Consider the following 26,931-nt stretch of genomic DNA (forward strand, 5'->3'; position numbering starts at 1 on the left):
CGGCCGCGCGGAGGCGGAGGGCTGCGTGTGCGCGATGGTGACGGCTCGTGCGACGGCGCGGGGAGTGCGCGGTTCCACCATAGTGAAGGTAGGGTCGTTGATCGTGCACGTACTGAGCATCAGCTCCCTGAAGGGCGGCGTGGGAAAGACCACGGTGACGCTCGGGCTGGCATCGGCGGCGTTCTCGCGGGGTCTTCGCACCCTGGTGGTCGACCTCGATCCGCAGTCGGATGCGTCCACCGGCATGGACATCCAGATCGCCGGACACCTCAACGTCGCCGACGTCCTCTCCTCCCCCAAGGAGAAGATCGTGCGGCAGGCCATCGCCCCCTCCGGGTGGACGCGGGGCCGCCAGGGCACGGTCGACGTTCTCATCGGGAGCCCCTCGGCGATCAACTTCGACGGACCGCACCCGAGCATCCGCGAGATCTGGAAGCTCGAGGAGGCCCTTGCCCACGTCGAGGCCGACTACGACCTCGTGCTCATCGACTGCGCCCCCTCGCTCAACGCCCTCACCCGCACGGCCTGGGCCGCGAGCGACCGCGTCGTCGTCGTCACCGAGCCCGGCCTGTTCTCGGTCGCCGCCGCCGATCGGGCCCTGCGCGCGATCGAGGAGATCCGCCGCGGCCTCTCCCCCCGGCTGCAGCCCCTCGGCATCATCGTCAACCGCGCCCGGGTGCAGAGCCTCGAGCACCAGTTCCGCATCAAGGAGCTGCGCGACATGTTCGGGCCGCTCGTTCTCGCCCCTCAGCTGCCCGAGCGCACCTCGCTGCAGCAGGCCCAGGGCGCCGCGAAGCCCCTGCACATCTGGCCGGGCGAGAGCGCCCAGGAGATGGCGCGCAACTTCGACCAGCTGCTCGACCGCGTCATGCGCACGGGGCGGCTCGGGGAGTACGCGCAGCGCTAGCCGAGCATCCCGCCGTCGATCAGGGCGGTGGATGCCCGCCCGCGGTCCCCGTGAGACGCCGGTCCGCCGGCACGACGATGACCCGGCACGACGGGGCGCACCCCGAGTGCGCGGCGACGCGCTCGGCCGCTAGGAGGCGCGGGTCGCGCGGCGCGCGGCGAGCTCGTCGGAGGGATCCTCCGCCGGGGTGGAGTCGAGCTCGACGAGGGTGCTCTCGACCTCGCGCAGAACCTTGCCGACGGCGATGCCGAAGACGCCCTGGCCGCGGCTGACGAGGTCGATGACCTCGTGGTCGGAGGTGCAGAGGTAGACGCTCGCGCCGTCGCTCATGAGCGTCGTCTGAGCGAGGTCGCTGACGCCCGCCTCGCGCAGCTGGTTGACGGCGGTGCGGATCTGCTGGAGCGAGATGCCGGTGTCGAGGAGGCGCTTGACGAGCTTGAGCACGAGGATGTCGCGGAAGCCGTAGAGGCGCTGCGTGCCCGAGCCGGAGGCGCCGCGCACGGTGGGCTCGACGAGCTCGGTGCGGGCCCAGTAGTCGAGCTGGCGGTAGGAGATACCGGCGGCGCGGGCGGCGACCGCCCCGCGGTAGCCGGCCTGGTCGTCGAGCTCGGGCAGGCCGTCGGTGAAGAGCAGTTCCATGTCGTAGCGATCATCGCTGCGGCGGACTTCGCTCATGACCGATACCTAACCTTCATGTTCACCGTGACAGTTAGCGCCACAGGAGCCACACTAGCGATCCGGCCCGCGCGAACCGGAGACATCCGATCGGGCGGCCCGGCGTGTCGGGCTCGACTACGACTGTAGCCTGCCGAGGGCCGATCTGATCAGGCTCGAGCGCACGATCTCGAGCTGCGCCGCGATCTCGCGGGCGAGCTCGGCGGCACGGGCGCGGCTCGACGGGTCCGCCCGTCGGGCGACGGGGATGAGGGCGCTCTCGATGAGCCCGAGCTCGCGCTCCGCCGCCGCGCGGAACCCGCGCAGGTGACGCGGCTCGATCCCCGAGCGCTGCAGCTCGACGAGCGCCTTGAGCACCTGGACCGCGTCATCGCCGTACGTCTCGGCGGGGGCGATGAGGGATGCCGTGATCGCGTCGCCGAGCAGGGCAGGGCCGGCGCCCGCCTCGCGCTGCAGCTCGTCGCGGCTGAAGCGGCGCTCGGTGGCGAGCATCGACGGCACGGGCACCGGGCCGCCCATCGGCAGCGTCGGAGTGCGCCCCGCGTCGAGATCGGCGAGGTAGCCCCGGATGACCTTGAGCGGCAGGTAGTGGTCGCGCTGCATGGCGAGCACGAAGCGCACCCGGTCGACGTCGGCGCCGGAGAACTTGCGATAGCCCGACTCGGTGCGCTGCGGGGTGACGAGCTGCTGCTCCTCGAGGAAGCGCAGCTTCGAGGGCGTGAGGTCGGGGAACTCGGGGCTCAGCTTCGCGAGCACCTGTCCGATGCTCAGCAGTGCCGGCCCCGCGGCGCCCGACCGGGCTGCGGCGGACCGTGCGACCACTAGGCGCCCGGGAGGTCGGAGCGGGAGGCGTAGAAGGTGAGGCGGAACTTGCCGACCTGCACCTCCGAGCCGTCGACGAGCGGAGCCGAGCCGTCGAAGCGCTCGCCGTTGAAGTAGGTGCCGTTGAGCGAGCCGAGGTCGCGCACGACGAAGGTCTTGCCCGAGCGGGCGAACTCGGCGTGCTTGCGCGAGACCGTGACGTCGTCGAGGAAGATGTCGGCGTCGGGGTGACGGCCCGCGACCGTGACGTCGGCGTCGAGCAGGAAGCGGGCGCCGAGAGTGGGGCCGCGCCGCACGATGAGGAGTGCGGAGCCGGAGGGGAGCGCCGCGATGGCCTCCTGCTCCTCGAGCGAGACGCCGGCCTCCATGGCCGCGAGCTGCGCCGCGAACTCGGCACCGAGGTGGACGGTGGTGTCCTGACGGTTCTCGTCGGAGGACCCCGCGCCGGGATCGCCATCGGGGGTGATGCCCGCGGGATGCGTGGGCGGAATCTCAGCCATCGGTCGACCTCCTTGAGTCGTCAACCCTATCGGATGCGACCGGGCGCCACGGCTCCGATCCCCTGACCAGATCGAGCGTCTGGCGCAGGTACAGCGCACCCGCCCACCAGTACAGGAAGGCGCCCCAGAGCGCGAGCGCCCAGCCGAGCGGATCCGTGAACGCCCCCACCTCGGGGAAGGCCTGCCCGAGGACGAGGATCGGCAGGGCGTAGAAGAGCGCGAACGTCGCGAGCTTGCCGAGGTGGTGGACGGGGAGCGGGCCGTAGCGGTGCTGGGCGAGCACCACGCCGAGCAGGACGAGCATGACGTCGCGCCCGACGAGCACGATGACGAGCCACCACGGCACGACCTCGCGCACGGCCAGTCCGATCACCGCGGCGAGGATGAAGAGTCGGTCGGCCGCCGGGTCGAGCAGCCGCCCGAGACGGGTCATCTGGTCGAAGCGACGAGCGATGATGCCGTCGAGGTAGTCGCTCGCCGAGGAGATGATGATGACGACGAGGGCGGCCACGTCCTCGCCCGCGAGCACGAGCACGAGGAACACCGGCACGAGCAGCAGGCGCACGGCGCTCAGCAGGTTCGGGATGGTGAGCACGCGGTCGCTCACCGCGGGCCCGGGGGCCGGCACGGGGACGGGGTGCTCGCTCACGCGGTCAGCCTAGCGGCGGGCGGTGGCGCGCGGCCCCGGCCGAGCATCCGCTGACAGGCGCGGCGCGCCGCGACGACCGACCGATCGGATGCCCGCCCGCGCGTTATCCTCCCCTGCATGTCGTGCATCCGGTTCAACACCCCCGCCCAGCGCCGGCAGCTCGCGGCGAGCGCCCCGACCATGGCCGCGTCGCCGGATCCGGTGGCGCAGTTCCTCTCCCCCGCCGTCACGGCCTCGAAGATCGCGCGCATCCGTCGGCTCGCCGTCGACCCCGACCCGCGCATCCGCGAGAGCGCCGCGCTGTCGTACCACGCCCCCACCGAGGTCTACGAGGCGCTCGCGACGGATCCGGTGGCGAGCGTGCGGGCCTGCGTCGCCCGCAACGAGCACACGCCGTGCGACACCCTGCGCGCGCTCGCCCGCGACCAGGACGAGATCGTGCGGGCGTGGGTCGCCATCAACTACTTCGTGCCCGCCGACGCCATGGAGGTGCTCGCCGCCGATCCGAGCGAGACCGTGCAGCGGCTCGTCGCGTGGAAGGCCTCGCTGGCCGAGGACGCGGACGCCCCGCAGCCGGCTCTCGTCTAGAGCGCGCCCGACGCCGGCGTGGGCGTCGCGTCGGCGCTCCCCCCTCGGAACCCGCCGACGGCGGCCAGGCGATCGGGCAGCACCCGGGCGAGACCCGCGAGCGCGCGGTAGCGGGCGGTCGGGATGACGACCGAGCGGCCGCGGTCGATGCCGCGGAGCGCCAGGCGCACCAGTCGCGGGGCCTCGAGCCACAGCGCGCGCGGGATCCCGTCGACCGCGACGCCCATCCGCTCGTGGAACTCGGTGCGCACGAAGCCTGGGCAGACCGCCGTGACGCTCACCCCGCGCGATCGGTAGCGCAGGTTCGCCCAGCGGGCGAAGGAGACGCCCCAGGCCTTCGCCGCGCCGTAGGTGCCGCGCGGCGTGAAGGCGGCCACGCTCGAGATGAGCACCACCCGGCCGCGGCGCCGGGCGAGCATGCCCCGCAGGGCCGTGTGGCTCAGCTGCAGGGGGACGGTGACGTGCAGGGCGTGGTGCCGCCGCTCCTGCTCGAGGGTGTTGTCGACGAAGTCGCCGGCGAGGCCGTACCCGGCGTTGTTGATGAGCAGGTCGACGGGATGCTCCGCCTGGGCGAGCCGGGCATCCACCCGCGCGAGGCCCGCCTCGTCGAGCAGATCGGCCGCGAGCACCTCGACGCTCACCGGGTGGGCGGCGCGCAGCTCGGCCGCGAGAGCATCGAGCCGTGCGGCCGTGCGCGCCACGAGCACGAGGTCGTCGCCCCGCGCGGCGAGCTGGCGCGCGAACTCGGCGCCGATGCCGGCGGTGGCCCCGGTGATGAGCGCGCGGGTCATGCGGCGCCCATCGGGGCCCAGTCGGAGGGGCCGTTCGAGCCCGCCGGGTAGTCGTCGAGGGGCACCTCGTCGGCCCGCCAGGCGGCGAGCACGGGCTCGACGATGCGCCAGCACTCCTCGGCGATCTCGGCGGCGACCGAGAAGGTGGGGTCGTCGCCGAGCAGGCCGGCGAGCACCTCGCCGTACGCGTCGAGCCGGCCGGGCGAGAAGTCGGCCTCGAGCGCGACGCGGTCGAGGTCGGTGGGGTCGCCGCTGCCGTTGATGTCGAGCTCGAGCGAGAGGCGCTCGGGGGTGAGGGCGATCGAGATGGCGGCCGGGCCCTCGTGACCGGTGAGGCCGCGCGGGCGGTCGCGCGGCGGCTCGAGCTCGAGACGGATGCTCGACGCGGGGGCGCCGATGGCCTTGCCGCTGCGCAGCAGGACCGGCACGCCCTCGAGCCGCGGCGTGCGCACCTCGAGCAGCACCTCGGCGAGGGTCTCCGTGGCGTTGTCGAGGTCGACGCCCTCCTCGGCCGTGTAGTCGGGCACCTGCTCGCCGTCGATGCGCCCCGCGGTGTACCGGGCGCGGCGGCTGGCGGCGACGGCATCGCCCCCGGCGACGCGCGTGGCGCGCAGGGCCTCCAGGAGAGCGGCGTGCAGGTCGTCGGCGTCGAGGCTCGCCGGCGGCTCCATCGCTACGAGGGCGTGCACGAGCAGCAGGTGGCTCTGGATCATGTCGACGAGCGCCCCCGCGGCGTCGTAGTACCCGGCCCGGCCCTCGAGAGCGAGCGTCTCGTCGAAGACGATCTCGATGCGCGCGATGCTCTCGCGGTTCCAGACCGCCTCCAGGATGCGGTTGGCGAAGCGCAGGCCGATGAGGTTCGCGACGGTCGACATGCCGAGGAAGTGGTCGACGCGGAACACGCGGTCGGCGGGGACGAGCTCGGCGAGGAGGGCGTTGAGCCGCTCCGCGCCCTCGCGGTCGGCGCCGAAGGGCTTCTCCATCGCCAGGCGGGCGCCCTCGGGCAGCGCGACGGCGGCCAGGGCCTCGACGGCGCGCAGGGTGATCGCCGGGGGCAGGGCGAAGTAGAGCACCGCCGGGTGGCTCGCCTGCTCGACGAGCGCTCGGAGGGCATCCCCGTCGGTCGCATCGGTGCGGATGTACCGCGTCGCCCCCAGCACCCGGTCGCGAACGGCGGACGGGGCGTCGGCGAGACCCTCGGCGACGCGCGCGCGCCACTCCTCGTCGGAGTGCTCGGAGCTGCCGGCCCCGATCAGCTCGAGCTCGGCGACGGGCGCGTCGTCGAGGGCGAGGAGGCCGGCGAGGCCGGGCAGCAGGAGGCGGCTGAAGAGATCGCCGGTGGCGCCGAGGACGATGAGGGTGCGGGATTCGGGCATGCTCCCCACGCTAGGGCCGCGCCGCGCGGGGGGCGATGAGCGTGCACCGGATTCGGAGCGCGCACTGATGGAATGGAGCCCATGCCCGCCCCCATCGAGGACTACGCGCTCATCGGCGACGGCCACACCGCGGCCCTGGTGGGGAGGTCCGGATCGATCGACTGGCTCTGCATGCCCCGCTTCGACTCGCCGTCGGTCTTCGGCGCCCTGCTCGGCGACGAGAGCCACGGGCAGTGGAGCCTCGCCCCGAGCGGCGAGGCCGAGCTCGTCGAGCGCCGCTACGAGGAGGACACCTTCATCCTCGTGAGCCGCTGGCGCACGGCGACGGGCGAGGTCGAGGTGATCGACCTCATGCCCTACGCCGACCGGCACGCCGACGTCGTGCGACGGGTGCGCGGCATCCAGGGCGAGGTCGAGATGGAGCACATGCTGCGGATCCGCTTCGACTACGCCGCCGCGATGCCGTGGGTGCGTCAGACCGGCACGGACGACGCGCCGGAGCTCGTGGCGATCGCCGGCCCCGACGCCATCGTCGTGCGGGGCGTGCGGTTCCGCCCCGTCGACCACGCCCACCGCGCCGTGCACACCGTGCGCGAGGGCGAGGTGCACGACACGGTGCTCACCTGGTTCCCCTCGCACCGCGAGAACCCCGAGGCCCTCGACGTCGACGAGCAGCTGGAGCGCACGCGCACCTGGTGGCGGGAGTGGTCGACGACCTGCTCGCCCCCGGGCGCCTACGACGCCGAGGTGCGCCGCTCGCTGCTGGTGCTGCGCGCCCTCACCCACGAGGACACCGGCGGCATCGTCGCCGCCCCGACGACGAGCCTGCCCGAGGAGATCGGCGGATCCCGCAACTGGGACTACCGGTACGTCTGGCTGCGGGATGCCGCGCTCACGCTCGAATCGCTCATGCTGCACGGCTACTCGGGCGAGGCCATGGCCTGGCGCGAGTGGCTGCTGCGCGCGATCGCCGGCGATCCGCACGACCTGCAGATCATGTACGGCATCGGCGGCGAGCGCCGCCTCACGGAGCGCGAGCTCGACTCGCTGCCCGGCTACCAGGGCTCGGCGCCGGTGCGCGTGGGCAACGGGGCGTTCCAGCAGTTCCAGGGCGACATCTTCGGCGAGGTGCTCATCGCGCTCGACGAGGCCCGCGAGCTGGGCGTGGAGGAGAACGCCTTCTCGTGGTCGCTGCAGGTCGCCCTGCTCAATTACGCGGAGGAGAACCTCGACCGCGAGGACAACGGCATCTGGGAGATCCGCGGCCCGCACCGCCGGTTCACCCACTCGCGGGCGATGCTCTGGGCCGCCTTCGACCGCGGCGCCCACGCGGTGCGGGAGCACGGCCAGCCGGGAGACGCCGAGCACTGGGAGCGGCTGCGCGACGGGCTCCGCGAGGAGATCATGGCGAACGGGCTGCACGCCGACGGCTACTTCACGCAGCACTACGACACGGACGAGGTCGACGCCTCCCTGCTGCAGCTCGCCCACATCGGCTTCGTCGACTACGACGACCCGGCGATGCTCGCCACCGTGCGGCAGATCGAGCGCACCCTGCTGCGCGACGGCCTGCCGCTGCGCTACCGCGTCGAATCGGGCGTCGACGGACTCGACGGCGATGAGCATCCGTTCCTCGCCTGCGCCTTCTGGCTCGTCGAGAACTACGCGCTCGGCGGCCGGCTCGCCGATGCCGAGACCCTCATGGATCGCCTCATCGGGCTCACCAACGACGTGGGACTGCTGAGCGAGGAGTACGACGTCGTCGAGCGCCGGCACATCGGCAACACCCCGCAGGCGCTCTCGCACCTCGGGCTCGTGCGGGCGGCCGATGCGATCGCCCTCGCCCGCAGCGACGCCGGGGCGCGCGGACGCAGCACCCAGAGGGGCGACGCCGCAACCCCCTGACGCGCGCACGGGTTCGACCGGCATGCTGATCGGATGCGCCTGCTCCGCTCCTCCCCCGACTCCCCCGGCATCACCCGTCGACGCGCCGGGAAGGGCTTCAGCTACCGCGACGCCCGCGGCGCCGTGATCGCCGACGCCGAGGTGCGCGCGCGCATCGCCGCCCTCGCGATCCCGCCGGCGTGGACGGAGGTGTGGATCTGCCCCGAGGAGCGCGGCCACGTGCAGGCGACGGGGCTCGACGCCGACGGTCGGCGCCAGTACCGCTACCACGAGGCCTGGTCGGCGCGGGCCGACCGCCGCAAGTACGCGCGCGTGCGCGAGCTCGCCGGGTGCACGGGCCCCCTGCGCGCCCGGGTCACGCGCGACCTGCGCGGCGGCGACCCCGAGGCGCGCGCGCTCGCCATCGCCGCCCGCCTCATCGACGCCCTCGGCATGCGGGTGGGCGAGGAGCGCTACGCGCTCGAGCGCGGCACCATCGGAGCGCTCACGCTCGGCTGGCAGCACGTGACGATCGGCGCGAGCGGCACCCGGTTCGACTTCCCGGCGAAGTCGGGCGTGCGCTGGCAGGCGGAGCTGGCGGACGAGGATCTCGCCGCGGCCCTGAGATCCGCGCGCGCCCAGCGCGCGGACTCGGGGGCGCGCATCGAGCGCGTCACCGAATGGGTCGACGACGCGGGGGATCCCCGGCGCACGTCATCGCGGGCCCTCGCCGCGTACCTCGCCGAGGCGAGCACGTGCACCGTGACGCCCAAGGATCTGCGCACGCTGATCGGCTCGCGGACGGCCGCCGAGCACCTCGCGCGCACCGGGCCCGTCGCGGGCATCCGGAATCAGGATCGCGTCATCCGCGAGGCCGTCGTCGCCGTGGCCGAGCGCCTGCGCAACACCCCCGCCGTCGCGCGCAGCTCGTACATCGATCCGCGCGTGATCGAGCGCTACCGCCGGGGGCGCACGGCGGCGCTCGGCCGCTCGGGCGTCAGCGACGCCGCACTCGCCGAGCTGCTCTCCTGACGGCTCGGCCTACTCTGGGGGCATGACCCCGGCCGCCGCCCCCACGAGCGCCCGGGTCGACGCCTGGGTGTGGGCGATCCGGCTGTACGCGACGCGCTTGGCGGCGACCGCCGCCTGCAAGGCGGGCCACGTCAAGGTGAACGGCGCCGCCGCGAAGCCCTCCCAGACGGTGCGCGCGGGCGACACGGTGCGCGCGTACACGCCCGGGGGCGAGCGCACCGTCGAAGTCGCGGGCATCATCACCAAGCGCACGAGCGCCCCGCTCGCGGCGCAGAACTACATCGACCGCACTCCCCCGCCGCCGCCGCGGGAGGAGCGACCGGCCCGCGTCGAGCGCGAGCGCGGCGCCGGCCGGCCCACCAAGCGCGACCGGCGGCTCATCGAGCGCCTGCGCGGGCGCGAGGACTGAGCCCGGGCCCGCCGCCGCATCCGGCCGGCGCGCGACCGGCCCTCAGAGCCCGAGCGTGCCGATCGTGCGGCGCACGGCCTCGGCGCTGCGCTCGAAGGCCCGCTGCTCGCCCTCGGAGAACGGCACGTCGATGACCCGCGCGATGCCGCTCGAGTCGACGACGCTCGGCACCGACAGCGCGACGCCGTCGACACCGTGGTAGCCCTGGAGCACCGAGCTCACCGGCAGCACGGCCTTCTCGTCGCGCAGCACGGCCTCGACGATGCGCGCGCCGGAGAGCCCGATCGCGTAATTGGTCGCGCCCTTGCCCGCGATGATGGCGTAGGCGGCGTTCTTGACCTCCTCGGCGAGCTGCTCGAGCTCCGCCTCCTCGATGCGGTCGCCCTGCGCATCGACCCACTCGCGCACCGGCACCGGCCCGATGCGCGACTGCGACCACAGCGCGAACTCGCTGTCGCCGTGCTCGCCGACGATCATCGCGTGCACGCTCGTCGGCGAGACGCCCAGCCGCTCGGCGAGCCGCCAGCGCAGCCGGCTGGAGTCGAGGACGGTGCCGCTGGAGAACACCCGCGAGGGGTCGAGCCCGCTGAAGCGCTGCGCGGCGACGGCGAGCACGTCGCAGGGGTTGGTGACGAGCAGGTGCACGGCGTTCGGGGCGCGCTCGACGAGGCGCGGCATGAGCTCGCGCAGGATCCCGACGTTCGTGGCGGCGAGGTCGAGCCGGCTCTGCCCCGGCTTCTGCTTCGCCCCGGCTGTGATGACGACCATGCTCGCCCCCTCGATCGCGTCGAGATCGCCCCCGCCGGTGATGCGGGATGCCCCGGTGAAGGGCGTGCCGTGCGCGAGGTCGAGCACCTCGGCGTCGGCGCGGGCCGCGTCGATGTCGTAGAGCACGACCTCGCGCGCCGAGCCCCGGATCAGCGCGGCGTAGGCGAGCGAGGAGCCGACGGCGCCCGCCCCGATGATGGCGAGGCGGGAGTTCTCGATGACGGTCATGGCGCGAGCATGGCGGCTGGGCGGCGGCGTGTCCAGACCGCGGCGCCCCGCGCGCGCAGCGGGTGGTGGACGGACGACGACGGCCGCCCCGCGCGGAGCGGAGCGGCCGTCGTGACGGGCGGGTCTAGGCCTCAGGCGCCTGCTCGCCGATGGCGAAACGCACGGCGCCCTCCTCGCTGACCTGGGCGTCGAGCACCTTGTCGTCGAGCGCGGCCGAGGCGTTCGGCTCGAGGAACACGCGGGCGGCGCCCTCCTCGACGATCTGGTCGCCGGGCAGGGGCTCCGGGGCCACGGCCACGGCGAACTCCATGCTCTCGGGGCTGCCGGAGTCGATGCGCAGCCCGGCGGTCTGCGGAACGCCCTCGCGGGCGACGAGGTTCTCGATGACGGTGCTGGCGGTCGGCGTCAGTGTGAGCATGGGGATGCTCCTTCCTGGTGCGGTCGTTCGCGGTCGTTACGGAAGCCCGCCACGATTCCGTGCCTCGCGCTCGACCGCAAGCCGCACCCCGGGTACTCGGAGGCTCCTCACACCTGCGGTCCACCGCTCGCGGGCCGCCCGCCGGTCAGGCGCGCCCCTGCAGGATGAGCCGCCAGTACACCCGCGGCAGCACGTGACGGTCGACGAACCAGGTCGAGCGCCGCTCGCGCGCGAGGCCCGGCCAGAACGGGATGGTCGGCTTCTGCCGCATCGACTCGTCGAACTCGGCGAAGACGAGCGTGCCGCGCGAGACCGTGAAGGGGCACACCGAGTAGCCGTCGTACTGCGCCGTCGGCGGGGAGCCGCGCAGCGCGTCGACGATGTTGCGCGCGAGCGCCGTCGCCTGCGGCCGCAGCGCGCCGCCCGACTTCGAGTTGCGGGTGGCGGCGGCGTCGCCGAGCCCCCACACCTCGGGATGCCGCGGGTGCTGCAGCGTGCGCGGGTCGACCTCGATGAAGCCGCCGGGGTCGTCGGCGGCGGCGAGGCCGCTCTCGGCGATCCAGCTCGGAGCGGACTGTGGCGGCACGACGTGCAGCACGTCGTACTCGAGGCTCTCGACGGGGCCGGCAGCGGCATCCCGCCCCGGGGCGGAGACGGGGCCGATCGCGACCGTGCGCGCGGCCGCGTCGACGCCGCGCAGCTCGGAGGAGAAGCGCACCTCGATGCCGTACTCGGCGACGTTCCGCTCGAGCTCGCGGTCGATCGCGGGGATGCCGAACATCGTCGGGTCGGGCAGCACGAGCACGACCCGGATCTCGTCGAGCACGCCCGCGCGGCGCCAGGCGTCGCAGGCGAGGTACATGGGCTTCTGCGCCGCGCCGGCGCAGGAGGCGGGGCCGGGCGGCTGGGTGAAGACGACGGTGCCCGAGTGCAGCTCCGACAGCAGCGGCGCGGCCTTCACCGCGAGCTCGAGCTCGTAGTTCGAGGCGACCTCGGGGGCGGCGATCGCCTCGGCGAGCCCCGGCACGGCATCCCATCGGCGCTGGATGCCCGGGCACACGATGAGCTGCTGGTACCCGATCGTGCCGCCCGAGGCGAGCGCGACCGTGCGCGCCCCCGGGTTCACCGACACGACCTCGTCGCGGATGCCGCCGACGCCGCGCGGCATCACCCGCGCCTGCGCGCGCACCGCATCGGCGGCGACGGCCGTGGCGCCCGCGATGTGGGAGAACATCGGCTGGTAGCGGTGCTCGTCGCTCGGCTCGATGACGACGACGTCGCGGACTCCCCACCGGCGCAGGCGCCCGGCGACCGAGAGGCCGGCGTTACCGCCGCCGATGACGACGACCTGGTGGGCGATCATCGAGGAGGCGACGCCGCTCGAGCCGGGATCGGGATCGGGGGCGGTCACGGCAGCGTCGTCGGGGGCGGGGAGCATGCGCCCGACCCTAGGCGGGGCGGCGCCGGGACGCGCCGGGCCGTACAGCGCGGGCACAGCCGCGGGGGCGGCAACCCTGGTCGCTTGATCGGGCAGTGCGCACCCCTGCAGGGTTGTCGCGCGAGATCCAGCGGCGCGGCGTAGCATCGCGGCTGTGAGCGACGATGCGACGCCGACCGAGCGGCAGACCCCCGAGACGGCGGGCTACGCGCACGGCTGGACGACCCGCTCGGCGAGCGTGCGCCAGACGCTGCTGCTCGCCGCCCTCGTCGCGACCGTCGTCGTCGGGCTCGCCTACCAGCTGGGCGCGGCCGAGACCTCGTTCGACCGCCCGGGCCAGCTGCTGCTGCTCTTCGTCGACCTCGCCCCGGTGCTCTGGTTCGCGGCCGCCCCGATCATCCTCCACGCGCTGCGCTGGCGGGCGATCGCCGAGCGGTTCCGCTGGGTCGTGATCGCGGCGATCATCGCGGCGAGCGTCGCCCTCGTCGGCCGACTGACCATCGGCAACGAGAGCCTGCCGGCCGCCCTGCTCGACCCCTTCACGGCGGCCTTCGTCGTCGCGATCGGGGCCGCCGTGGCCTGGACGAGGGTGAGGGTGACCCGCATCGCCTCCGGCGACGACCGCGGCATCACCGTCGTCGGGCTCGCCCTCGGCTTCGCCGTCGCCGCGCTCGGCATCGCGCTCGGCTGGCTGCGGCTGCTGCTGGTCGGCCCCGTGGTGCCGCCCGGGATGCCCTCCGAGCCGATCGGCGGCATCTCCGTCACGCCGCTGCTCATCGCGGCGACCTTCGTCATGGTCTCCGGCCTGTTCTGGCTCACCGACCGCACGCGCCGGCGCTGAGAGCGACCCGGGGCGCTCCCGGCCCGCCCGACCGTAGGCTCGCAGGGTGACCGCCGCCGAGCATCCCGCCCTCGACGCCCTGCGCCGCGCTCTCGGGGATGCGCTCTCGACCGAGGCGAGCGATCTCGACGCGGCCCGCGGCGACTACTCGGGCCAGCGCTCGGAGTCGGCCCCGCTCGCCGTCGTGCACGCGCGCTCGGCCGCCGACGTGCAGGCCGCGCTGCGCATCGCGAGCGCGCACCGGCTGCCCGTCGTGCCCCGCGGCGCCGGCACCGGGCTCACCGGCGGCGCCATCGCGCGCGGCGGCGAGCTCGTCATCAGCACGGCGCGCATGACCCGCATCATCGCCATCGAGCCCGCCGACCAGCTCGCCGTCGTCGAACCCGGGGTGATCGTCGCCGACCTCGGAGCCGCCGTCGCCCCGCACGGGCTGTTCTACGCGCCCGACCCCGCGAGTCGGGCGATCTGCTCGATCGGCGGCACGATCGCGACGAACGCCGGCGGGCTGCTCTGCGCGAAGTACGGCGTCACCCGCGAGGCCGTGCTGGGCCTGACGGTCGTGCTCGCCGACGGCACCCTGCTCGAACTGGGGCACCGCACCGTCAAGGGCGTCACCGGCCTCGACCTCACGGCGCTCATGATCGGCAGCGAGGGCACCCTCGGCATCGTCGTCGAGGCGACGCTGCGCCTGCTGCCGCTGCCCGAGGGCGAGCCGGCGACGATCGCCGCGACGTTCCCGAGCGTCGTGTCGGCGGCGGAGGCATCGTCCGCGATCACGGCGGCGGGACTGCGCCCGGCCGCGATGGAGCTCATCGACCCCCTCGCGCTGCGACTCATCCGCGCGCACCTCGGGCTGCCCGCCGTCGCCGAGGGCAGCGCCTCGCTCATCGTGCAGACCGACGGCAGCGCGGCGGCCCGCGAGGCCGAGGCGGTGCTCGGCATCGTGCGCGCGCACGGCGGCGAGGCCTCGATCGCGCGCGATCGGCACGAGGGCGAGGGGATGCTCGCCGTGCGCGGCGCCTTCCACCCGGCCATGGCGGCCCAGGGCGAGGTGCTCATCGAGGACGTCTGCGTGCCGCGATCGCAGCTGCCCGCCATAGTGGCCGCGATCGAGCGCATCGGCGAGCGTCACGCGCTGCTCATCCCCTCGGTGGCGCACGCCGGCGACGGCAATCTGCACCCCAACATCATCTACACCGGCGACACGGTCCCCGAGCGGGTCTGGACGGCCGCGGGCGAGATCTTCGCCGCCGCCCTCGAGCTCGGCGGCACCCTCACCGGCGAGCACGGCATCGGCACGCTCAAGCGGCGCTGGCTCGGCGACGAGCTCGGCGAGCCGCAGCTCGAGCTGCAGCGGCGCATCAAGGCCGTCTTCGATCCGCTCGGCATCATGAACCCGGGCAAGGTGCTGTAGCCCCCGCCCGCGGGCCCGCGCCGCGATCGTGCGGGCTCAGCGCGGCAGCACGTCGCGCGCGACGTACACGCCGTTCGTCGAGACGCCGCCCGTCACCGGGTTGTCGAACGGCACGACGTGCCCCTCGACGTGCGCGAACACCGCCCCCAGCACGGCGAGGAATGCCTCGTCGGGCTCGTCGTCGCTCCACAGGGCGAAGACCCCGTCCGGGTGCAGGTGGCGCGCCATGCGCCGCAGGCCCTCGACCGTGTAGAGGTCGGCGTGGCTGCGGTCGAGCGGGAAGCTCGGCGTGTGGTCGACGTCGAGCAGGATGGCGTGGGCGCGGGCGGGGAGCTCGTCGTGCGCTCCGGGCTCGCCGCGCACGAGGGCGAAGAAGTCGGCGTGCACGAGGCGCGTGCGCGGGTCGTCGACGAGGCGCGGGGAGACCGGTAGCAGCCGGGCCCGGTGCCAGTCGATGACGGCGGGCAGGGCATCCACCACCGCCATGGAGCGCACGCGCTCGTCGCGGAGGGCGGCGATCGCGGTGTAGCCGAGCCCGAGACCGCCGACGATGACGTCGAGGTCGCGGGCGTCGGGCGCGAGGGCCGCGAGACCGAGCCGGCTGAGCTCCTCCTCGGCGACGGTGAAGAGGCTCGACATGAGGTACTCCTCGCCGAGCTTCACCTCGTAGACCTCGGCGTCGACGGAGGGCTCGTGGCGGCGGCGCAGCGTCAGCTCGCCCATGGCGGTGTCGACCCAGGCCAGCTCTTCGAAGCGGTGCATCAGGCCAGCCTAGGTCGCGGCGGGGCGCCCGCCCTCGGCATCGGCGGCGAGCCCGTGGCGGTGGGCGAAGACGACGAGCTGCACGCGGTCGCGCAGCCCGAGCTTGGCGAGCACGCTGCTGAGGTGCGTCTTGACGGTCGACTCGCTGAGGAACAGCGCCGTGCCGATCTCGGCGTTGCTCAGGCCCGTGGCCGCCGCGTCGAAGACCGCGCGCTCGCGCTCGGTGAGGGTCGCCATCGAGGCGGGCGCCTCGGGCGCGGCGGAGGCCGCCGTCAGCAGGGCGCTGAGGTCGCCGGCGGCGAGCACGGGGCTGCCCCCGTGCACCGCGCGCACGGCCGAGCAGAGGAACTCGGGGCTCGTGTCCTTCAGCAGGAACCCGCTCGCGCCGTACTGGATGGCCGCCCGCGCCTGCTCGTCGAGGGCGAAGGTCGTGAGCACGATGACCCTCAGCGGCGAGCGGCGGTCGGCGGCCCGCTCGGGGCTGAACAGGCGCCGGGTCGCCTCGACGCCGCTCATCTCGGGCATCCGCACGTCCATGAGCACGATGTCGGCGGCGAGGCCGTCGAGCAGCGCGAGCGCCTCGACCCCGTTCCCCGCCTGCCCGACGACCGTCATGTCGGGCTGGGCGTCGATCGCCGCCGCGACCCCCGCCCGGAACAGCGGCTGGTCGTCGACGAGCACGACCCTGATCGGCTCGCTCATGCCGCTCCCTCCGTCGACACCGGCAGCGGGATGCTCGCCCGCCCCGTCATCGTCCCCTCCACCAGCTCCATCTCGAGCGACCCGCCCACCTCGGCGAGCCGGGATCGCATGCCGGGCACCCCCTGGCCGCCCGAGCCGGAGGCGGAGCCGGCCTCCTGCGCCGGCGCCCCGGTCGCCACGGCGTTGCGCACGACGATGACGAGCGCCTCCGCCGTCCAGTAGCGGTCGAGCCGCAGCTCGCCGGAGCGGTCGCCGTGCTTGAGCGCGTTGGTGAGCAGCTCCTGCGTCACGCGGTAGGCGACGCCGGCGGCGTCGGCGGGGAGCGCGCGGCGCGGCCCGTGCTCGCCCCGCACGAGAGCGGGGCGCGCGGCGGCGACGTCGTCGATGAGACGGTCGAGGTCGTCGAGGGTCATCGATGCGGTCGCCTCGGGGGCGTCGAGGTCGGTCGTGCGCTCGAGCACCCGGCGCACATCGGTGAGCGAGCGGCGGGCGGTCCCGGCGATCGTGTCGACCGCGGCGAGCACCGCGTCGGGCTCGCGCTCGTAGAGGAACCGCACCGACTCGGCCTGGGCGATGATGACGGCGAGCGAATGGCCGACGATGTCGTGCACGTCGCGGGCGAGCGCCGTGCGCTGGGCGCTGAGGTCGGCGATCTGCTGCGAGCGCCGCGCCTCGCGCTCGGCCTCGGCCTGCCGCAGCCGCGTCTCCTTCGCGGTCGCCGCCGTGCGCCCGAGCAGCCCGAGCAGCCACGGCACGGCGAGCACGACGACGAGCACGACGGTCGTGATGAGCAGCTGCACGACCGCCGTCGACGGCGCCTGCGATCGCACTCCCGAGACGACCCAGGATCCGATGAGCAGCAGGTAGGCGATGGCGAGGAGGGCGCCGGCTCCGACCGAGAGGCCGCTCAGCAGCAGCACGGGGCGCGAGCCGTAGCGCGCGGCGCCGTAGAGCACGAGCAGCAGCCCGAGCTGCAGCACGGAGGCGTCGAGCAGGCCCGCCATGTGCACGAGGGTCGAGGCCCAGGCGAGACCGAGGGCTGCGGCAGGCAGCACCCGGCGCACGGTGACGCCGACCCCGAGCAGCAGCGCGCCGAGCACCGCCGCGACGCCCGCGAGAGGGCTCGACGAGGGGTCGCCTAACCCCAAGGGTCCCGAGACTCCTAGCACCCCGAGCAGCAGCAGAGCGGCGAGCCCGTCGACGACGAGGCGCTGCGTGCGGCGGTGCCGCTCGTCGGGGGTCATGAGCCCAGTCTGGCGAAGAGGCGCGGCGGGGGCATCCACCGCGCGTACCGGTCGAGCGGTACTCGCGTGCCGGGAGGGCGGCACCGACGGCGGTCGCCTCAGCCCTCGCGGCCGATGCTGCGGGATGCTGCGCGCTCCTAGCGTCGTCGGCATGAACCTCCACACCTCCTCCGCAGCGGCCTCCCCGGCCCCCGCCCCCGCGCCCTCCCGTCGCGTCCCCGTCGCCCGCACTCTCGGCGTCTCCCGCATGTTCGGCACCGGATCGAGCGTCGTGCACGCCGTCGAGGGCGTCACCGTCTCGTTCGAGCGCGGCGTGCTCTCGGCCGTGATCGGACCGAGCGGGTCGGGCAAGACCACCCTCATGCACCTGCTCGCCGGCCTCGACTCCCCCACCGTCGGCTCCGTCGAGCTCGACGGCGTCGCGCTCGACGGGCTCGACGACACGCGCCTCGCGGCGCTGCGGCACGAGCGCACCGGCTTCGTCTTCCAGTCGTTCAACCTCATGCCGGCCCTCACGGCGCTCGAGAACATCCGCCTGCCCGAGACCCTCGGCCGCCGGGTGCGGCGGAACGATCGGGCGTGGGAGCAGCAGCTCGTCGCCCGCCTGGGCATCGCGCCCCTGCTCGACCGGCGGCCCGGCGAGCTGTCGGGCGGCCAGCAGCAGCGGGTCGCCATCGCCCGCGCGCTCGCCCACCGGCCCGCGGTCGTCTTCGCGGACGAGCCGACCGGCAACCTCGACATGCGCACGAGCGGCGAGGTGCTCGCCCTGCTCTCGGAGCTCGTGACCGAGAGCGACTGCGGCATCGTCATGGTCACCCATGATCCGGTCGCCGCGAGTCACGCCGGCCGCGTCGTCGCCCTGCGCGACGGCCGCATCGTGAGCGACACCGGTGCCCGCAGCGCCGCGCAGCTCGCCGCGGTCATGCTCGGCAGCACGGCGACCGCCGGCGGCTCCGGTTTCGCCGACATCGGCGCGACGGCGGTCGAGCGATGACCGGCCGCGCCGGTCTGATCGCGGCGATGACCGTGGTCGTGCTCAGCGCCTTCTACGGCGTGCTGCTGCTCATCACCACGAGCCTCATCTCGGCGGGCATCCTCACCACCGGGTTCGGCGACAACGCCGCCACGGTCTTCGTGCTCTCCGTGCTCGCGGTGGCCTTCATCGTCGTCGCGGTCGTCGTCGGGTCGACCACGATCTCGAGCGCGTTCACGCTCGTCACCGCCTCCCGGGTGCGCGAGATCGCCCTGCGACGGCTGCTCGGCGCCTCGGCCGAGCAGGAGCGCCGCCGCATCGCCCGTCAGGGCGCCGTCATGGGAGCCGCCGGCGCGGCAGCGGGAGCGGCCCTCGCGGTGCTCGCGGGTTTCGGCATGCTCGCCATCGGCCGGGGCGCGGACGGCGAGGGTCTGCTGGCGGAGGCGGGACCGATCGACGTGCTCTACCCCCTCGCGATCGTGCCGGCCATGGCGGTCGCCGCCACGACGGCGATCGCGGCGTGGCGCGGCTCGCGAGGGGTGCTCGCCGCGCAGCCGGTGCTCGCGCTCGGCGCCGCGGCGACGCACGAGTCCGGAGCGACCGGCGATGAGCGCGTGCGCATCACCGCGCCCTCCGTCATCCTGCTCAGCGCCGGCGCCCTCCTGCTGGCGGTGACCGGCGTGCTCGGGGCCCTCACCCCCCTCGCCGTCCTCGTCGGCCTCCTCGGCGGGGTGCTGCTCGTCATCGGCGTCATCATGAGCATCGGGGGGATCCTGCCGCACCTGTTCCGTCTGCTCACCCGCCTCCTGCCGCGCGGCGGATCCGGCGGTGCAGCGCGGCGCAGCCTCGCGCAGACCCCGGTGCGCGCCGCTCGGGCCTCACTCGGCGTCGTGCTGAGCACGGCCGTGGTCGCGATGTTCGCGACCGGCACGGCGATCTTCGAGGCGTCCATCATCGACAAGTACTACGGCACCGGCGATGAGGCGGAGGTCGCCGAGATCCTCACCGGCATCCTCGCCGTGGTCGGCGCGCTCGTCTCGGTGATCGCCCTCATCTCGGCCATCGGGCTGACGACGACGGTGGCCCTCACCACCCGGCTGAGGGCGCGCGAGATCGCGACGGGTCGCGTTCTCGGGCAGAGCCGTCGGGATGCCGTGCGCGCGATCCTCGTCGAGACCGCGGTCGTCTGCACGAGCGCGGCCGTCGCCGGCCTGCTGCTCGGGGCGGCGCTCGGCTGGGTCGGCGCCCAGAGCGTGCTCGCCTCCGCGCTCGACGGGGGGATCGTGCCGCTGGTGATCCCGCCGGCCCTCGTGGTCGGGCTCCTCGTCGCGACGATCGCCCTCGGTCTCGTGGCGAGCGCCTCCCCCGGGCGCTTCGTGCTCGCCGACTCCCCGGCGAGGGCGTTCGCGCGCGCGTGACCGGCACGGCCCGCGGCCCTGCCGGGAAGCGGCCCTGCCTGCCGGTGAACGACGACGCCCCGACCCGCGATCAGCGGGTCGGGGCGTCGTCATGGGTGCGCCGGGCTCAGCGGGCGAGCTGGCCCGCCGCGGGCTCCGGCAGCTCGGTGAGCTGCTTCTGCTCGGCGGCCGGTTCGGGCTCGAGCGTCGACGTGAGGTCGGGGCTCGCGCCCGCGGGCGCCGCGAGAGCGGCATCCGTCTGACGGCGGTCCCGGGTGAATCGACGGCGCAGGCCGCTGAGCAGACCGCGGGGGTCGCGCTCGGCGGGCGCATCCACCTCGAGGCCGTAGTACTCGCCGATGTGGTCGACGAACGCCGCCCGTCGGGCGCGGTCGTAGGCGCGCGCCTCGCGCTGGAAGGCGATCACCGTGGCCCAGCAGGCCGCCAGCATCACGACCGAGAACGGCAGCGCGATGATGATCGCGGCCGTCTGCAGCGCGCCGAGACCGCCGGCGAGGATGAGCGCGATGGCGAGCAGGGCCGTGACGAACACGAAGAAGACGCGCAGGCGCTTGGCCGGGTCGACCTGGCCGCCGCTGGCGATCATCGCCATCACGAGGGCACCGGAGTCGGAGCTGGTGACGAAGAAGATGCCGATGAGCAGGATGGCGCCGATCGTGAGCAGCAGGCCACCGGGCAGGTCGCCGAGCAGGCCGAACAGCGCCGCCTCAGTGTCGACCGAGCCGTCGGGGCCGACGAGGCCCCCGCCGCCGAACAGCTCGCGGTGCAGGGCGCTGCCGCCGAGCACCGAGAACCAGAGGAAGGTGACGATCGTGGGCACGAGCATGACGCCGAAGACGAACTCGCGCACGGTGCGGCCCTTCGAGATGCGCGCGATGAAGATCGCCACGAACGGGGCCCACGAGATCCACCAGCCCCAGTAGAAGCTCGTCCACGCGGCCTGCCAGGCCTCGCCCTCGACGCCGGAGAACGCGCTCACGGTGAAGCTCAGGCCGAGGAAGTTCTGCAGGTAGGTGCCGATCGACTGCACGAACTCGCGCAGCAGGAACTGGGTCGGCCCGACGATGATGAGGAACAGCACGAGCGCGCCGGCGAGGGCGAGGTTCGTGACCGAGAGCCACTTCATGCCGCGGTTGACGCCCGAGAGCACCGAGCCGAGAACCGCGAGCGTGATGACGCCGATGATGATGATCGTCGACAGGTCGCTCGCCGGCATGATGCCCGCCTCCTCGAGCCCCGCGCCGATCTGCAGCACGCCGAGGCCGAGCGAGGTCGCGACGCCGAAGATCGTGCCGACGAGAGCGGCGACGTCGATCGCGTTGCCCCAGCCGCCGCGCACGCGCTTGCCGAGCAGGGGCTCGAGCGCCCACCGGATCGACACCGGCCGCTTGCGGCGGTGGATGGCGTAGGCGAGCGCGAGGCCGAGCACGACGTAGATGGCCCAGGCGTGCACGCCCCAGTGCAGGTAGGTCTGCGACATCGCCTGCTGCGCGAGCTCGACGTCGGTGCCGGTGACGCCGGGGCGCGGATTCGCGAAGTGGCTGAGCGGCTCGCTCACCCCCCAGAACACCAGGCCGATGCCCATGCCGGCGGCGAAGAGCAGCGCGAACCACGACAGCAGCGAGAACTCCGGCTGGTCATCGTCGTCACCGAGTCGCAGGTGGCCGTGGCGGCTGAATCCGGCCCAGAGGGCGAAGGCCACGAAGAACGCGGCGATGAGCACGTAGTACCAGTTGAAGTTGGCGATGATGCTCGACTGGATGGTGCCGAACACCTCGCCCGCGGCATCCGGGGCGATGAGGGTGAGCGCCGTGAAGACGAGCACGATCGCGGCGGTGGGCCAGAAGACCCAGCATTGGACGGGGGCACGGGAGGTAGTCTTCGGATCTGTCACGTGCATCGAGCGTAGGTCGGCCTCTCGCGCCGTCCAGGGGATCCGGCCAGGCCCCGCGGAGCCTCGTGTGACACCGCGCGCGCGATAGCGAAGGGCATCGCATGCCGCAACTCCGCTGCGATCGGAGGCCCGCTGCCCGGCCGGCGCGCAGGCGCCCCTGCTACGGTCGGCCCACCGGGGAAACGTCTCCGGGCAATCTCAGGGAAGACTCTCGTCCGCCTCCTCTGACTCGATCAGAGGAGCACTCCCGTGCCCGGCATCAACCGCCCCGTCCCCTCCGCGCCCCGAGCGGTCGCGCACCCCGAGCGCCCCGCACCGCTGCCGCACCGCGCCGTCACGGCGGTCGTCTACTGCGAGGGCCAGTTCGGCGAGCAGGACGGCAAGACCGCCAACGGCCTCGTGCGCCGCAGCGAGCGCTACGAGATCGTGAGCGTCATCGACAGCACGCTCGCCGGCCGCGACGCCGGTGACGTGCTCGACGGGGCCGCGGCGGGCATCCCGATCGTGACCGATCTCGACGCCGCCATCGCCGCCCACGGCGCGGTGCCCGACTACCTGATCTGCGGCGTCGCCCCCGCCGACGGACTGCTCTCGCCCGCTCAGCGGCTCGTGCTGCTCGAGGGCATCGCCCGCGGCATGCACATCATCAACGGGCTGCACGAGTTCCTCGCCGACGACGTCGAGTTCGCCGCCGCGGCGCTGCTCGCGGGCGTCACCATCCTCGACATCCGCCGGCCGAAGCCGACCGCCGAGCTGCACCTCTACTCGGGCCGCATCGACGCCGTGACCTGCCCGCGCATCGCCGTGCTCGGCACCGACGGCGCCATCGGCAAGCGCACCACCGCCATCCTGCTGGTGGATGCCCTCCGCGCGGTCGGCATCAGGGCCGTGCTCGTCGGCACCGGTCAGACCACGATCATCCAGGGCGGCCGGTACGGCGTGGCCCTCGACGCCCTCGTACCGCAGTTCTGCTCGGGCGAGGTGGAGCACCAGGTGGTGCGCGCCTTCGAGGCGGAGGACCCCGACGTGATCATCGTCGAGGGCCAGGGCGCTCTCAGCCACCCGGCCTACCTCACCTCGGCGCACATCCTGCGCGGCAGCAAGCCGCAGGGCGTCATCGTGCAGCACGCCCCGACGCGCCTCGTGCGCGGCGACTTCCCGATGTCGCCCATGCCGACGGTCGGCAGCGAGATCGCCCTCATCGAGGCCTTCGCCGACACGAGCGTCATCGGCATCACCGTCAACCACGAGGGGATGCTCGATGCCGAGATCGGCGCCGTCATCGACGAGTACGAGGCCGCGTACGGGGTCGTGGCCACCGACCCCCTGACGCGGCCGCGCGAGCGCCTCGTCGCGATGGTGCTCGCGGCGTTCCCCGCGCTGGCCGCGACGGCACAGCGCGGGGACGACGCGCTCGTCGGCTAGAAGCCGACGCGGATCATCTTCTTGTTGACGAACTCGTCGATGCCGAAGGTGCCGAGCTCGCGACCCGAGCCGGAGCGCTTGATGCCGCCGAACGGCAGCTCGGCGCCTTCCGCGCCGACGGCGTTGATGAACACCATGCCGGCCTCGATGCGGTCGGCGACGCGCAGCGCCTGCTCCTCGTCGGTCGTGAAGACGTAGGAGCCGAGGCCGTAGGGGGTGTCGTTGGCGAGCTCGATCGCCGCATCCTCATCGGCGACGCGGAACACCTGCGCGACGGGGCCGAAGAACTCCTCGTGGTACGCGTCGTTGTCGGGCGTGACGCCCGTGAGCACGGCGGTCTTCACGAAGTTGCCCTCGCGCCCGCCGCCCGCGGCGAGCGTCGCGCCCTGCGCGAGCGCCCGCTCGACCTGCTCCTCGAGCCGGTCGGCCGCGAGCGTCGACGAGAGGGGGCCGATGACGGCGTCGGGGCTCATCGGGTCGGCGGGCTCCACCGCGGTGAGCGCGGCGCTGAACTTCTCCAGGAACTCGTCGTACAGCCCGTCGACGACGATGAAGCGCTTGCCGGCGTTGCAGGCCTGCCCGCTGTTGTCCACCCGCGCGGCGACCGCCTGCTCGACGGCGGCATCCATGTCATCGGTGCTGAGGAGGATGAAGGGGTCGCTGCCGCCCAGCTCGAGCACGACCTTCTTCAGGTGCCGGCCGGCCTGCTCGGCGACGGCGGCGCCCGCGCGCTCGGAGCCCGTGAGCGAGACGCCCTGCACGCGGGGGTCGGCGATGACCGTCGAGATCTGGTCGTTGGTGGCGTAGATGTTGACGTAGGCGCCCTCGGGGAACCCGGCGTCGTGGAACATCTGCTCCATCGCGGCCGCGCTCTCGGGGCACTGCTGCGCGTGCTTGAGCAGGATGGTGTTGCCGACGATGAGGTTCGGGCCGGCGAAGCGGGCCACCTGGTAGTACGGGAAGTTCCACGGCATGATGCCGAGCAGCACGCCGAGCGAGCTGCGGCGCACGAAGGCGCGGCCCTCGCCGTCGAGCAGCTCGATGGGCGTGTCGGCGAGCAGCCGCTCGGCGTTGTCGGCGTAGTACTCGTAGATGCTCGCCGAGAAGTCGACCTCGCCGAGGGCCGACTCGAGGGGCTTGCCCATCTCGCGCACGATGATGGCGGCGAGCTCCTCGCGGCGCTCGGTGTGCAGCTCGGCGACCCGGCGCATCATGGCCGCCCGGTCGGCGACGGTGCTCGAGCGCGACCAGCCGCGGTGGGCGGCGTGCGCGGAGGCGATGGCCTGCTGCAGCTCGGCGTCGGTGATGGTGGAGTACGTCTTGACGGTCTCCCCCGTGGCGGGATTGACGACGGCGTAGTCGCTCATGGGGCTCCTCGAAGTGGGGTCGGGCGGATCGGCGCGGGCGAAGGAGCCCACGACGGTGGTGGCCTGGGGCCAGCGTATCGGGGCGGCGGTAGCGTGGCACCCATGCTCGTGCCGCCGACCCCCTCCCCTCGGGGAGCGCTCAGCGAGCTGCTCGGCGGTGCGGCACTGGTGTGGCGCGGCTTCGGGTACTGGCGTCGCCGCCCGGGGGCCATGGCTCTCGGCATGCTGCCCGGGCTCATCGTGCTCGTCGTCGTGGGCGGGCTCATCACCCTGCTCGCCATGAACACCGGCGCCATCGGCACGTGGCTCACGCCCTTCGCCGCGGAGTGGGGCGAGACCGCCCGCACGGCCGCGCGCGAGATCGCCGGGTTCCTCGTCGTGCTCGCGGCCGCCGTGCTCGCCTTCTACACCTTCACCACGCTGACCCTCATCGTCGGCGACCCCTTCTACGAGCGCATCCAGCGCCGCGTCGAGACCGACCTCGGCGGGCTCGAGGAGGCCCCGATCGGCTTCTGGCGCTCGGCCGGCGGCAGCGTGCTGCTCGTGCTGCGCGGAGCCCTCTACGCCCTGCTCACCTTCGCGACCGGGCTCATCCCCGCGGTCGGCGCGATCCTGGCGCCCGTCCTCGGCGCCGTGCTCGCCGGGCACCTGATCGGCCGCGAGCTCACGACCCGGCCCTTCGAGAGCCGGGGCATCGTGGGGGATGCTCGGCGCGCGCTCCGCCGCGGCAACCGCGCCCGCCAGCTCGGCTTCGGCATCATGACGCAGCTGTTCTTCCTCGTCCCCGGCGGTGCCATCCTCGTGATGCCCGCCGCGGTCGTCGGCTCGACGCTGCTCGTGCGGCAGATGCTGGAGCGCGCCGAGCTCAGCGCACCGCGCCCGCCGGGCTGAGCGGCGCGGGCTCGGAGCGGAGCGCGCCCGCGGCGGACATCCCGCCGTCGGCGCTCGGACGCGCCGGGACCACCCGCGGGTGCGAGCCCGACATCGTCTCCAGCACCCGGATCACCTGCGAGCTGTAGCCGTACTCGTTGTCGTACCAGACGTAGACGATGAGGTTCGCGCCGGTGCAGATCGTCGCGAGGCCGTCGACGATGCCGGCGCGGTGCGAACCGATGAAGTCGGTCGAGACGACCTCGGGGCTCGCGATGTAGTCGATCTGCTGCCGCAGATCGCTGTGCAGCGACATCTGCCGCAGGTGCTCGTTGACCTCGTCACGCGTGGTCTCGCGCTCGAGCGCGACGTTGAGGATCGCCATCGAGACGTCGGGCGTCGGCACGCGGATGGCGTTGCCGGTGAGACGCCCCTCGAGCGCCGGCAGAGCCTTGGCCACCGCCTTCGCGGCGCCGGTCTCGGTGATCACCATGTTGAGGGCCGCCGAGCGGCCTCGGCGATCGCCGGAGTGGAAGTTGTCGATGAGGTTCTGGTCGTTCGTGTACGAGTGCACGGTCTCGACATGGCCGTGGCGGATGCCCCAGGCGTCGTGAAGCACCTTGAGCACGGGCGTGACCGCGTTCGTCGTGCAGCTGGCCGCCGAGACGATGCGGTCGTCGTCGCCGATCGCGTGCTCGTTGATGCCGTGGACGATGTTCGGGATGGCGCCCTTGCCCGGAGCCGTCAGCAGTACCCGGGCGACGCCCGGCGAGCGCAGGTGCTGCGAGAGCCCGGCCTCGTCGCGCCAGCGACCGGTGTTGTCGACGACGATCGCGTCGCGGATGCCGTGCTCGGTGTAGTCGATCGCGGCGGGATCGTCGGCGTAGATGACGCGGATCACCGTGCCGTTGGCGATGATCGCGCTCGCCTCCTCGTCCACGCTGATCGTGCCGTCGAAGGGCCCGTGCACCGAGTCCCGGCGCAGCAGGCTCGCGCGCTTCACCAGGTCGTCCGCTCCGCCGCGCCGCACGACGATCGCCCGCAGCCGCAGCCCTCCCCCGCCGCCGGCGTGGGCGATGAGGATGCGCGCGAGCAGTCGCCCGATGCGCCCGAAGCCGTACAGCACGACGTCGGTTCCCGCGGGTCGTGCGCCGGGGTCGCGCCGCACGGGCTCGAGCTCGTCCTCCAGGAACCGCTCGAGGGTGCGGTCGGCGCCGCGCTCCTCGAAACCCGAGATGAGGCGCGCGATGTCGAGCGAGGCGGGGCCGGGGGCGAGCTCGAGCAGGGCATCCAGCACCTCGCGCGTGCGCGTCATCGGCAGCGCGGCGCCGGTGACGTGCTCGGCGTAACGGTGGGCCTTGATGACGCCGATCGCCGACTGGTTGATGAGTCGGCGCCCGTGGATGCTCGTCACCACCCCGTGCTCCCGGTACAGCCGCCCGATCACCGGGATGAGCTGCTCGGCGAGCATCTCGCGGGCGTTCCACTGGCGGGCGTGGTCGAGAACGGCGTCGTCCATGGTGTCGCTTCCCGGCC

At 73.7% G+C, this 26,931-nt stretch carries 26 protein-coding genes; 11 read left to right on the plus strand and 15 right to left on the minus strand.

Going from position 1 to position 26,931, the window contains the following annotated elements:
- Window positions 1–103: 103 nt before the first annotated feature.
- The gene (locus OVN18_RS12730) at window positions 104–907 is read left to right on the plus strand and encodes a ParA family protein (RefSeq protein WP_168915902.1); all 804 of its coding nucleotides are present in this window, start codon (window positions 104–106) and stop codon (window positions 905–907) included.
- A gap of 129 nt (window positions 908–1,036) precedes the next feature.
- Here the strand turns inward: OVN18_RS12730 and OVN18_RS12735 are convergent, their stop codons facing one another.
- From OVN18_RS12735 to OVN18_RS12750, 4 genes are all read right to left on the minus strand, one after another.
- Window positions 1,037–1,582 (minus strand): MerR family transcriptional regulator, encoded by a 546-nt coding sequence (locus OVN18_RS12735; RefSeq protein WP_324287713.1) that lies wholly within the window; start codon window positions 1,580–1,582, stop codon window positions 1,037–1,039.
- Window positions 1,583–1,699: 117 nt separating this feature from the next.
- Complete coding sequence (gene ftsR / locus OVN18_RS12740; RefSeq protein WP_407666045.1) at window positions 1,700–2,404, minus strand: transcriptional regulator FtsR; 705 nt, start codon at window positions 2,402–2,404, stop codon at window positions 1,700–1,702.
- A complete protein-coding gene (locus OVN18_RS12745) occupies window positions 2,404–2,904 on the minus strand; it encodes an FHA domain-containing protein (protein WP_267737404.1) in 501 nt (166 codons plus the stop codon). The genes ftsR and OVN18_RS12745 overlap by 1 nt, the downstream gene beginning before the upstream one ends.
- A complete protein-coding gene (locus OVN18_RS12750; protein WP_267781137.1) occupies window positions 2,897–3,553 on the minus strand; it encodes a CDP-alcohol phosphatidyltransferase family protein in 657 nt (218 codons plus the stop codon). Before OVN18_RS12750 ends, OVN18_RS12745 begins: the two co-directional genes overlap by 8 nt.
- 117 nt (window positions 3,554–3,670) lie before the next feature.
- Here OVN18_RS12750 and OVN18_RS12755 point away from each other — a divergent pair, with 117 nt between their 5' ends.
- A complete protein-coding gene (locus tag OVN18_RS12755) occupies window positions 3,671–4,141 on the plus strand; it encodes a hypothetical protein (protein WP_267781139.1) in 471 nt (156 codons plus the stop codon).
- Here OVN18_RS12755 and OVN18_RS12760 read toward each other — a convergent pair.
- Window positions 4,138–4,932 (minus strand): SDR family NAD(P)-dependent oxidoreductase, encoded by a 795-nt coding sequence (locus OVN18_RS12760; RefSeq protein ID WP_267781140.1) that lies wholly within the window; start codon window positions 4,930–4,932, stop codon window positions 4,138–4,140. The two genes, OVN18_RS12755 and OVN18_RS12760, sit on opposite strands and share 4 nt — an antisense overlap.
- Window positions 4,929–6,308, minus strand: coding sequence for a glucose-6-phosphate dehydrogenase (locus OVN18_RS12765; RefSeq protein WP_267781141.1), 1,380 nt, complete (start codon window positions 6,306–6,308; stop codon window positions 4,929–4,931). The genes OVN18_RS12760 and OVN18_RS12765 overlap by 4 nt, the downstream gene beginning before the upstream one ends.
- A gap of 81 nt (window positions 6,309–6,389) precedes the next feature.
- Between OVN18_RS12765 and OVN18_RS12770 the strand changes: the two genes are divergently transcribed.
- From OVN18_RS12770 to OVN18_RS12780, 3 genes are read left to right on the plus strand one after another with little or no spacing between them, the layout of a single operon-like run.
- Window positions 6,390–8,213, plus strand: a complete 1,824-nt coding sequence (locus tag OVN18_RS12770) for a glycoside hydrolase family 15 protein (protein WP_267781143.1) — start codon at window positions 6,390–6,392, stop codon at window positions 8,211–8,213.
- Between the two features lie 33 nt (window positions 8,214–8,246).
- A complete protein-coding gene (locus OVN18_RS12775; RefSeq protein ID WP_267781144.1) occupies window positions 8,247–9,224 on the plus strand; it encodes a DNA topoisomerase IB in 978 nt (325 codons plus the stop codon).
- Window positions 9,225–9,246: 22 nt separating this feature from the next.
- Window positions 9,247–9,633: an RNA-binding S4 domain-containing protein gene (locus OVN18_RS12780; RefSeq protein WP_267781145.1), complete on the plus strand. Its 387-nt coding sequence runs from the start codon at window positions 9,247–9,249 to the stop codon at window positions 9,631–9,633.
- A gap of 42 nt (window positions 9,634–9,675) precedes the next feature.
- Here the strand turns inward: OVN18_RS12780 and OVN18_RS12785 are convergent, their stop codons facing one another.
- The 3 genes from OVN18_RS12785 to OVN18_RS12795 all read right to left on the minus strand — a co-directional run bounded on the left by OVN18_RS12785 (window position 9,676) and on the right by OVN18_RS12795 (window position 12,410).
- The gene (locus tag OVN18_RS12785; protein ID WP_267781146.1) at window positions 9,676–10,629 is read right to left on the minus strand and encodes an L-lactate dehydrogenase; all 954 of its coding nucleotides are present in this window, start codon (window positions 10,627–10,629) and stop codon (window positions 9,676–9,678) included.
- Between the two features lie 124 nt (window positions 10,630–10,753).
- A complete protein-coding gene (locus OVN18_RS12790; RefSeq protein ID WP_267781148.1) occupies window positions 10,754–11,047 on the minus strand; it encodes a Fe-S cluster assembly protein HesB in 294 nt (97 codons plus the stop codon).
- 145 nt (window positions 11,048–11,192) lie between these two features.
- Entirely contained in the window at window positions 11,193–12,410 is a 1,218-nt protein-coding gene (locus tag OVN18_RS12795; protein ID WP_267783054.1) for an NAD(P)/FAD-dependent oxidoreductase, read from the minus strand.
- A gap of 229 nt (window positions 12,411–12,639) precedes the next feature.
- Between OVN18_RS12795 and OVN18_RS12800 the strand changes: the two genes are divergently transcribed.
- Both OVN18_RS12800 and OVN18_RS12805 read left to right on the plus strand, forming a co-directional pair.
- Window positions 12,640–13,326 carry a hypothetical protein gene (locus OVN18_RS12800; RefSeq protein WP_267781150.1) on the plus strand — a complete coding sequence of 229 codons (687 nt, stop codon included), beginning with the start codon at window positions 12,640–12,642 and terminating at the stop codon, window positions 13,324–13,326.
- A gap of 46 nt (window positions 13,327–13,372) precedes the next feature.
- Window positions 13,373–14,740 (plus strand): FAD-binding oxidoreductase, encoded by a 1,368-nt coding sequence (locus OVN18_RS12805; RefSeq protein WP_267781151.1) that lies wholly within the window; start codon window positions 13,373–13,375, stop codon window positions 14,738–14,740.
- Between the two features lie 36 nt (window positions 14,741–14,776).
- Here the strand turns inward: OVN18_RS12805 and OVN18_RS12810 are convergent, their stop codons facing one another.
- The 3 genes from OVN18_RS12810 to OVN18_RS12820 are packed head-to-tail and all read right to left on the minus strand — an operon-like array spanning window position 14,777 to window position 17,448.
- Window positions 14,777–15,502, minus strand: a complete 726-nt coding sequence (locus tag OVN18_RS12810) for a polyamine aminopropyltransferase (protein ID WP_267781152.1) — start codon at window positions 15,500–15,502, stop codon at window positions 14,777–14,779.
- A gap of 9 nt (window positions 15,503–15,511) precedes the next feature.
- Window positions 15,512–16,204, minus strand: a complete 693-nt coding sequence (locus OVN18_RS12815; protein WP_267737418.1) for a response regulator — start codon at window positions 16,202–16,204, stop codon at window positions 15,512–15,514.
- Window positions 16,201–17,448 carry a sensor histidine kinase gene (locus OVN18_RS12820; protein ID WP_267781153.1) on the minus strand — a complete coding sequence of 416 codons (1,248 nt, stop codon included), beginning with the start codon at window positions 17,446–17,448 and terminating at the stop codon, window positions 16,201–16,203. Before OVN18_RS12820 ends, OVN18_RS12815 begins: the two co-directional genes overlap by 4 nt.
- A gap of 151 nt (window positions 17,449–17,599) precedes the next feature.
- Between OVN18_RS12820 and OVN18_RS12825 the strand changes: the two genes are divergently transcribed.
- On the plus strand, window positions 17,600–18,442 hold the full coding sequence (locus OVN18_RS12825) for an ABC transporter ATP-binding protein (protein WP_267781154.1): 843 nt from the start codon (window positions 17,600–17,602) through the stop codon (window positions 18,440–18,442).
- On the plus strand, window positions 18,439–19,839 hold the full coding sequence (locus tag OVN18_RS12830) for an FtsX-like permease family protein (RefSeq protein WP_267781155.1): 1,401 nt from the start codon (window positions 18,439–18,441) through the stop codon (window positions 19,837–19,839). Before OVN18_RS12825 ends, OVN18_RS12830 begins: the two co-directional genes overlap by 4 nt.
- A gap of 106 nt (window positions 19,840–19,945) precedes the next feature.
- Here OVN18_RS12830 and OVN18_RS12835 read toward each other — a convergent pair whose 3' ends face one another.
- Window positions 19,946–21,739, minus strand: a complete 1,794-nt coding sequence (locus OVN18_RS12835; protein ID WP_407666046.1) for a BCCT family transporter — start codon at window positions 21,737–21,739, stop codon at window positions 19,946–19,948.
- 243 nt (window positions 21,740–21,982) lie between these two features.
- Between OVN18_RS12835 and OVN18_RS12840 the strand changes: the two genes are divergently transcribed.
- Entirely contained in the window at window positions 21,983–23,158 is a 1,176-nt protein-coding gene (locus tag OVN18_RS12840; RefSeq protein WP_267781157.1) for a DUF1611 domain-containing protein, read from the plus strand.
- Here the strand turns inward: OVN18_RS12840 and OVN18_RS12845 are convergent.
- Entirely contained in the window at window positions 23,155–24,525 is a 1,371-nt protein-coding gene (locus tag OVN18_RS12845; protein ID WP_267781158.1) for an NAD-dependent succinate-semialdehyde dehydrogenase, read from the minus strand. The genes OVN18_RS12840 and OVN18_RS12845 overlap by 4 nt on opposite strands.
- Window positions 24,526–24,627: 102 nt before the next feature.
- Between OVN18_RS12845 and OVN18_RS12850 the strand changes: the two genes are divergently transcribed.
- A complete protein-coding gene (locus tag OVN18_RS12850) occupies window positions 24,628–25,416 on the plus strand; it encodes an EI24 domain-containing protein (protein ID WP_267737426.1) in 789 nt (262 codons plus the stop codon).
- Here OVN18_RS12850 and OVN18_RS12855 read toward each other — a convergent pair.
- Entirely contained in the window at window positions 25,391–26,914 is a 1,524-nt protein-coding gene (locus tag OVN18_RS12855) for a glyceraldehyde-3-phosphate dehydrogenase (protein ID WP_267781159.1), read from the minus strand. The genes OVN18_RS12850 and OVN18_RS12855 overlap by 26 nt on opposite strands.
- Window positions 26,915–26,931 lie beyond the last annotated feature (17 nt).

This window comes from Microcella daejeonensis (genome assembly GCF_026625045.1).
GTDB classification, from domain to species: Bacteria; Actinomycetota; Actinomycetes; order Actinomycetales; family Microbacteriaceae; genus Microcella; species Microcella daejeonensis.

Bases quoted from the DNA above. Each gene is read 5' to 3' on its own strand.
- OVN18_RS12830 (WP_267781155.1), top strand. From the start codon at position 18,439: ATGACCGGCCGCGCCGGTCTGATCGCGGCGATGACCGTGGTCGTGCTC.
- OVN18_RS12765 (WP_267781141.1), bottom strand. From the start codon at position 6,308: ATGCCCGAATCCCGCACCCTCATCGTCCTCGGCGCCACCGGCGATCTC.
- OVN18_RS12815 (WP_267737418.1), bottom strand. From the start codon at position 16,204: ATGAGCGAGCCGATCAGGGTCGTGCTCGTCGACGACCAGCCGCTGTTC.
- OVN18_RS12780 (WP_267781145.1), top strand. From the start codon at position 9,247: ATGACCCCGGCCGCCGCCCCCACGAGCGCCCGGGTCGACGCCTGGGTG.
- OVN18_RS12755 (WP_267781139.1), top strand. From the start codon at position 3,671: ATGTCGTGCATCCGGTTCAACACCCCCGCCCAGCGCCGGCAGCTCGCG.
- OVN18_RS12845 (WP_267781158.1), bottom strand. From the start codon at position 24,525: ATGAGCGACTACGCCGTCGTCAATCCCGCCACGGGGGAGACCGTCAAG.
- OVN18_RS12795 (WP_267783054.1), bottom strand. From the start codon at position 12,410: ATGATCGCCCACCAGGTCGTCGTCATCGGCGGCGGTAACGCCGGCCTC.
- OVN18_RS12775 (WP_267781144.1), top strand. From the start codon at position 8,247: ATGCGCCTGCTCCGCTCCTCCCCCGACTCCCCCGGCATCACCCGTCGA.
- OVN18_RS12825 (WP_267781154.1), top strand. From the start codon at position 17,600: ATGAACCTCCACACCTCCTCCGCAGCGGCCTCCCCGGCCCCCGCCCCC.
- OVN18_RS12855 (WP_267781159.1), bottom strand. From the start codon at position 26,914: ATGGACGACGCCGTTCTCGACCACGCCCGCCAGTGGAACGCCCGCGAG.
- OVN18_RS12735 (WP_324287713.1), bottom strand. From the start codon at position 1,582: ATGAGCGAAGTCCGCCGCAGCGATGATCGCTACGACATGGAACTGCTC.
- OVN18_RS12745 (WP_267737404.1), bottom strand. From the start codon at position 2,904: ATGGCTGAGATTCCGCCCACGCATCCCGCGGGCATCACCCCCGATGGC.
- OVN18_RS12770 (WP_267781143.1), top strand. From the start codon at position 6,390: ATGCCCGCCCCCATCGAGGACTACGCGCTCATCGGCGACGGCCACACC.
- OVN18_RS12810 (WP_267781152.1), bottom strand. From the start codon at position 15,502: ATGCACCGCTTCGAAGAGCTGGCCTGGGTCGACACCGCCATGGGCGAG.
- OVN18_RS12835 (WP_407666046.1), bottom strand. From the start codon at position 21,739: ATGCACGTGACAGATCCGAAGACTACCTCCCGTGCCCCCGTCCAATGC.
- OVN18_RS12760 (WP_267781140.1), bottom strand. From the start codon at position 4,932: ATGACCCGCGCGCTCATCACCGGGGCCACCGCCGGCATCGGCGCCGAG.
- OVN18_RS12850 (WP_267737426.1), top strand. From the start codon at position 24,628: ATGCTCGTGCCGCCGACCCCCTCCCCTCGGGGAGCGCTCAGCGAGCTG.
- OVN18_RS12820 (WP_267781153.1), bottom strand. From the start codon at position 17,448: ATGACCCCCGACGAGCGGCACCGCCGCACGCAGCGCCTCGTCGTCGAC.
- OVN18_RS12790 (WP_267781148.1), bottom strand. From the start codon at position 11,047: ATGCTCACACTGACGCCGACCGCCAGCACCGTCATCGAGAACCTCGTC.
- OVN18_RS12785 (WP_267781146.1), bottom strand. From the start codon at position 10,629: ATGACCGTCATCGAGAACTCCCGCCTCGCCATCATCGGGGCGGGCGCC.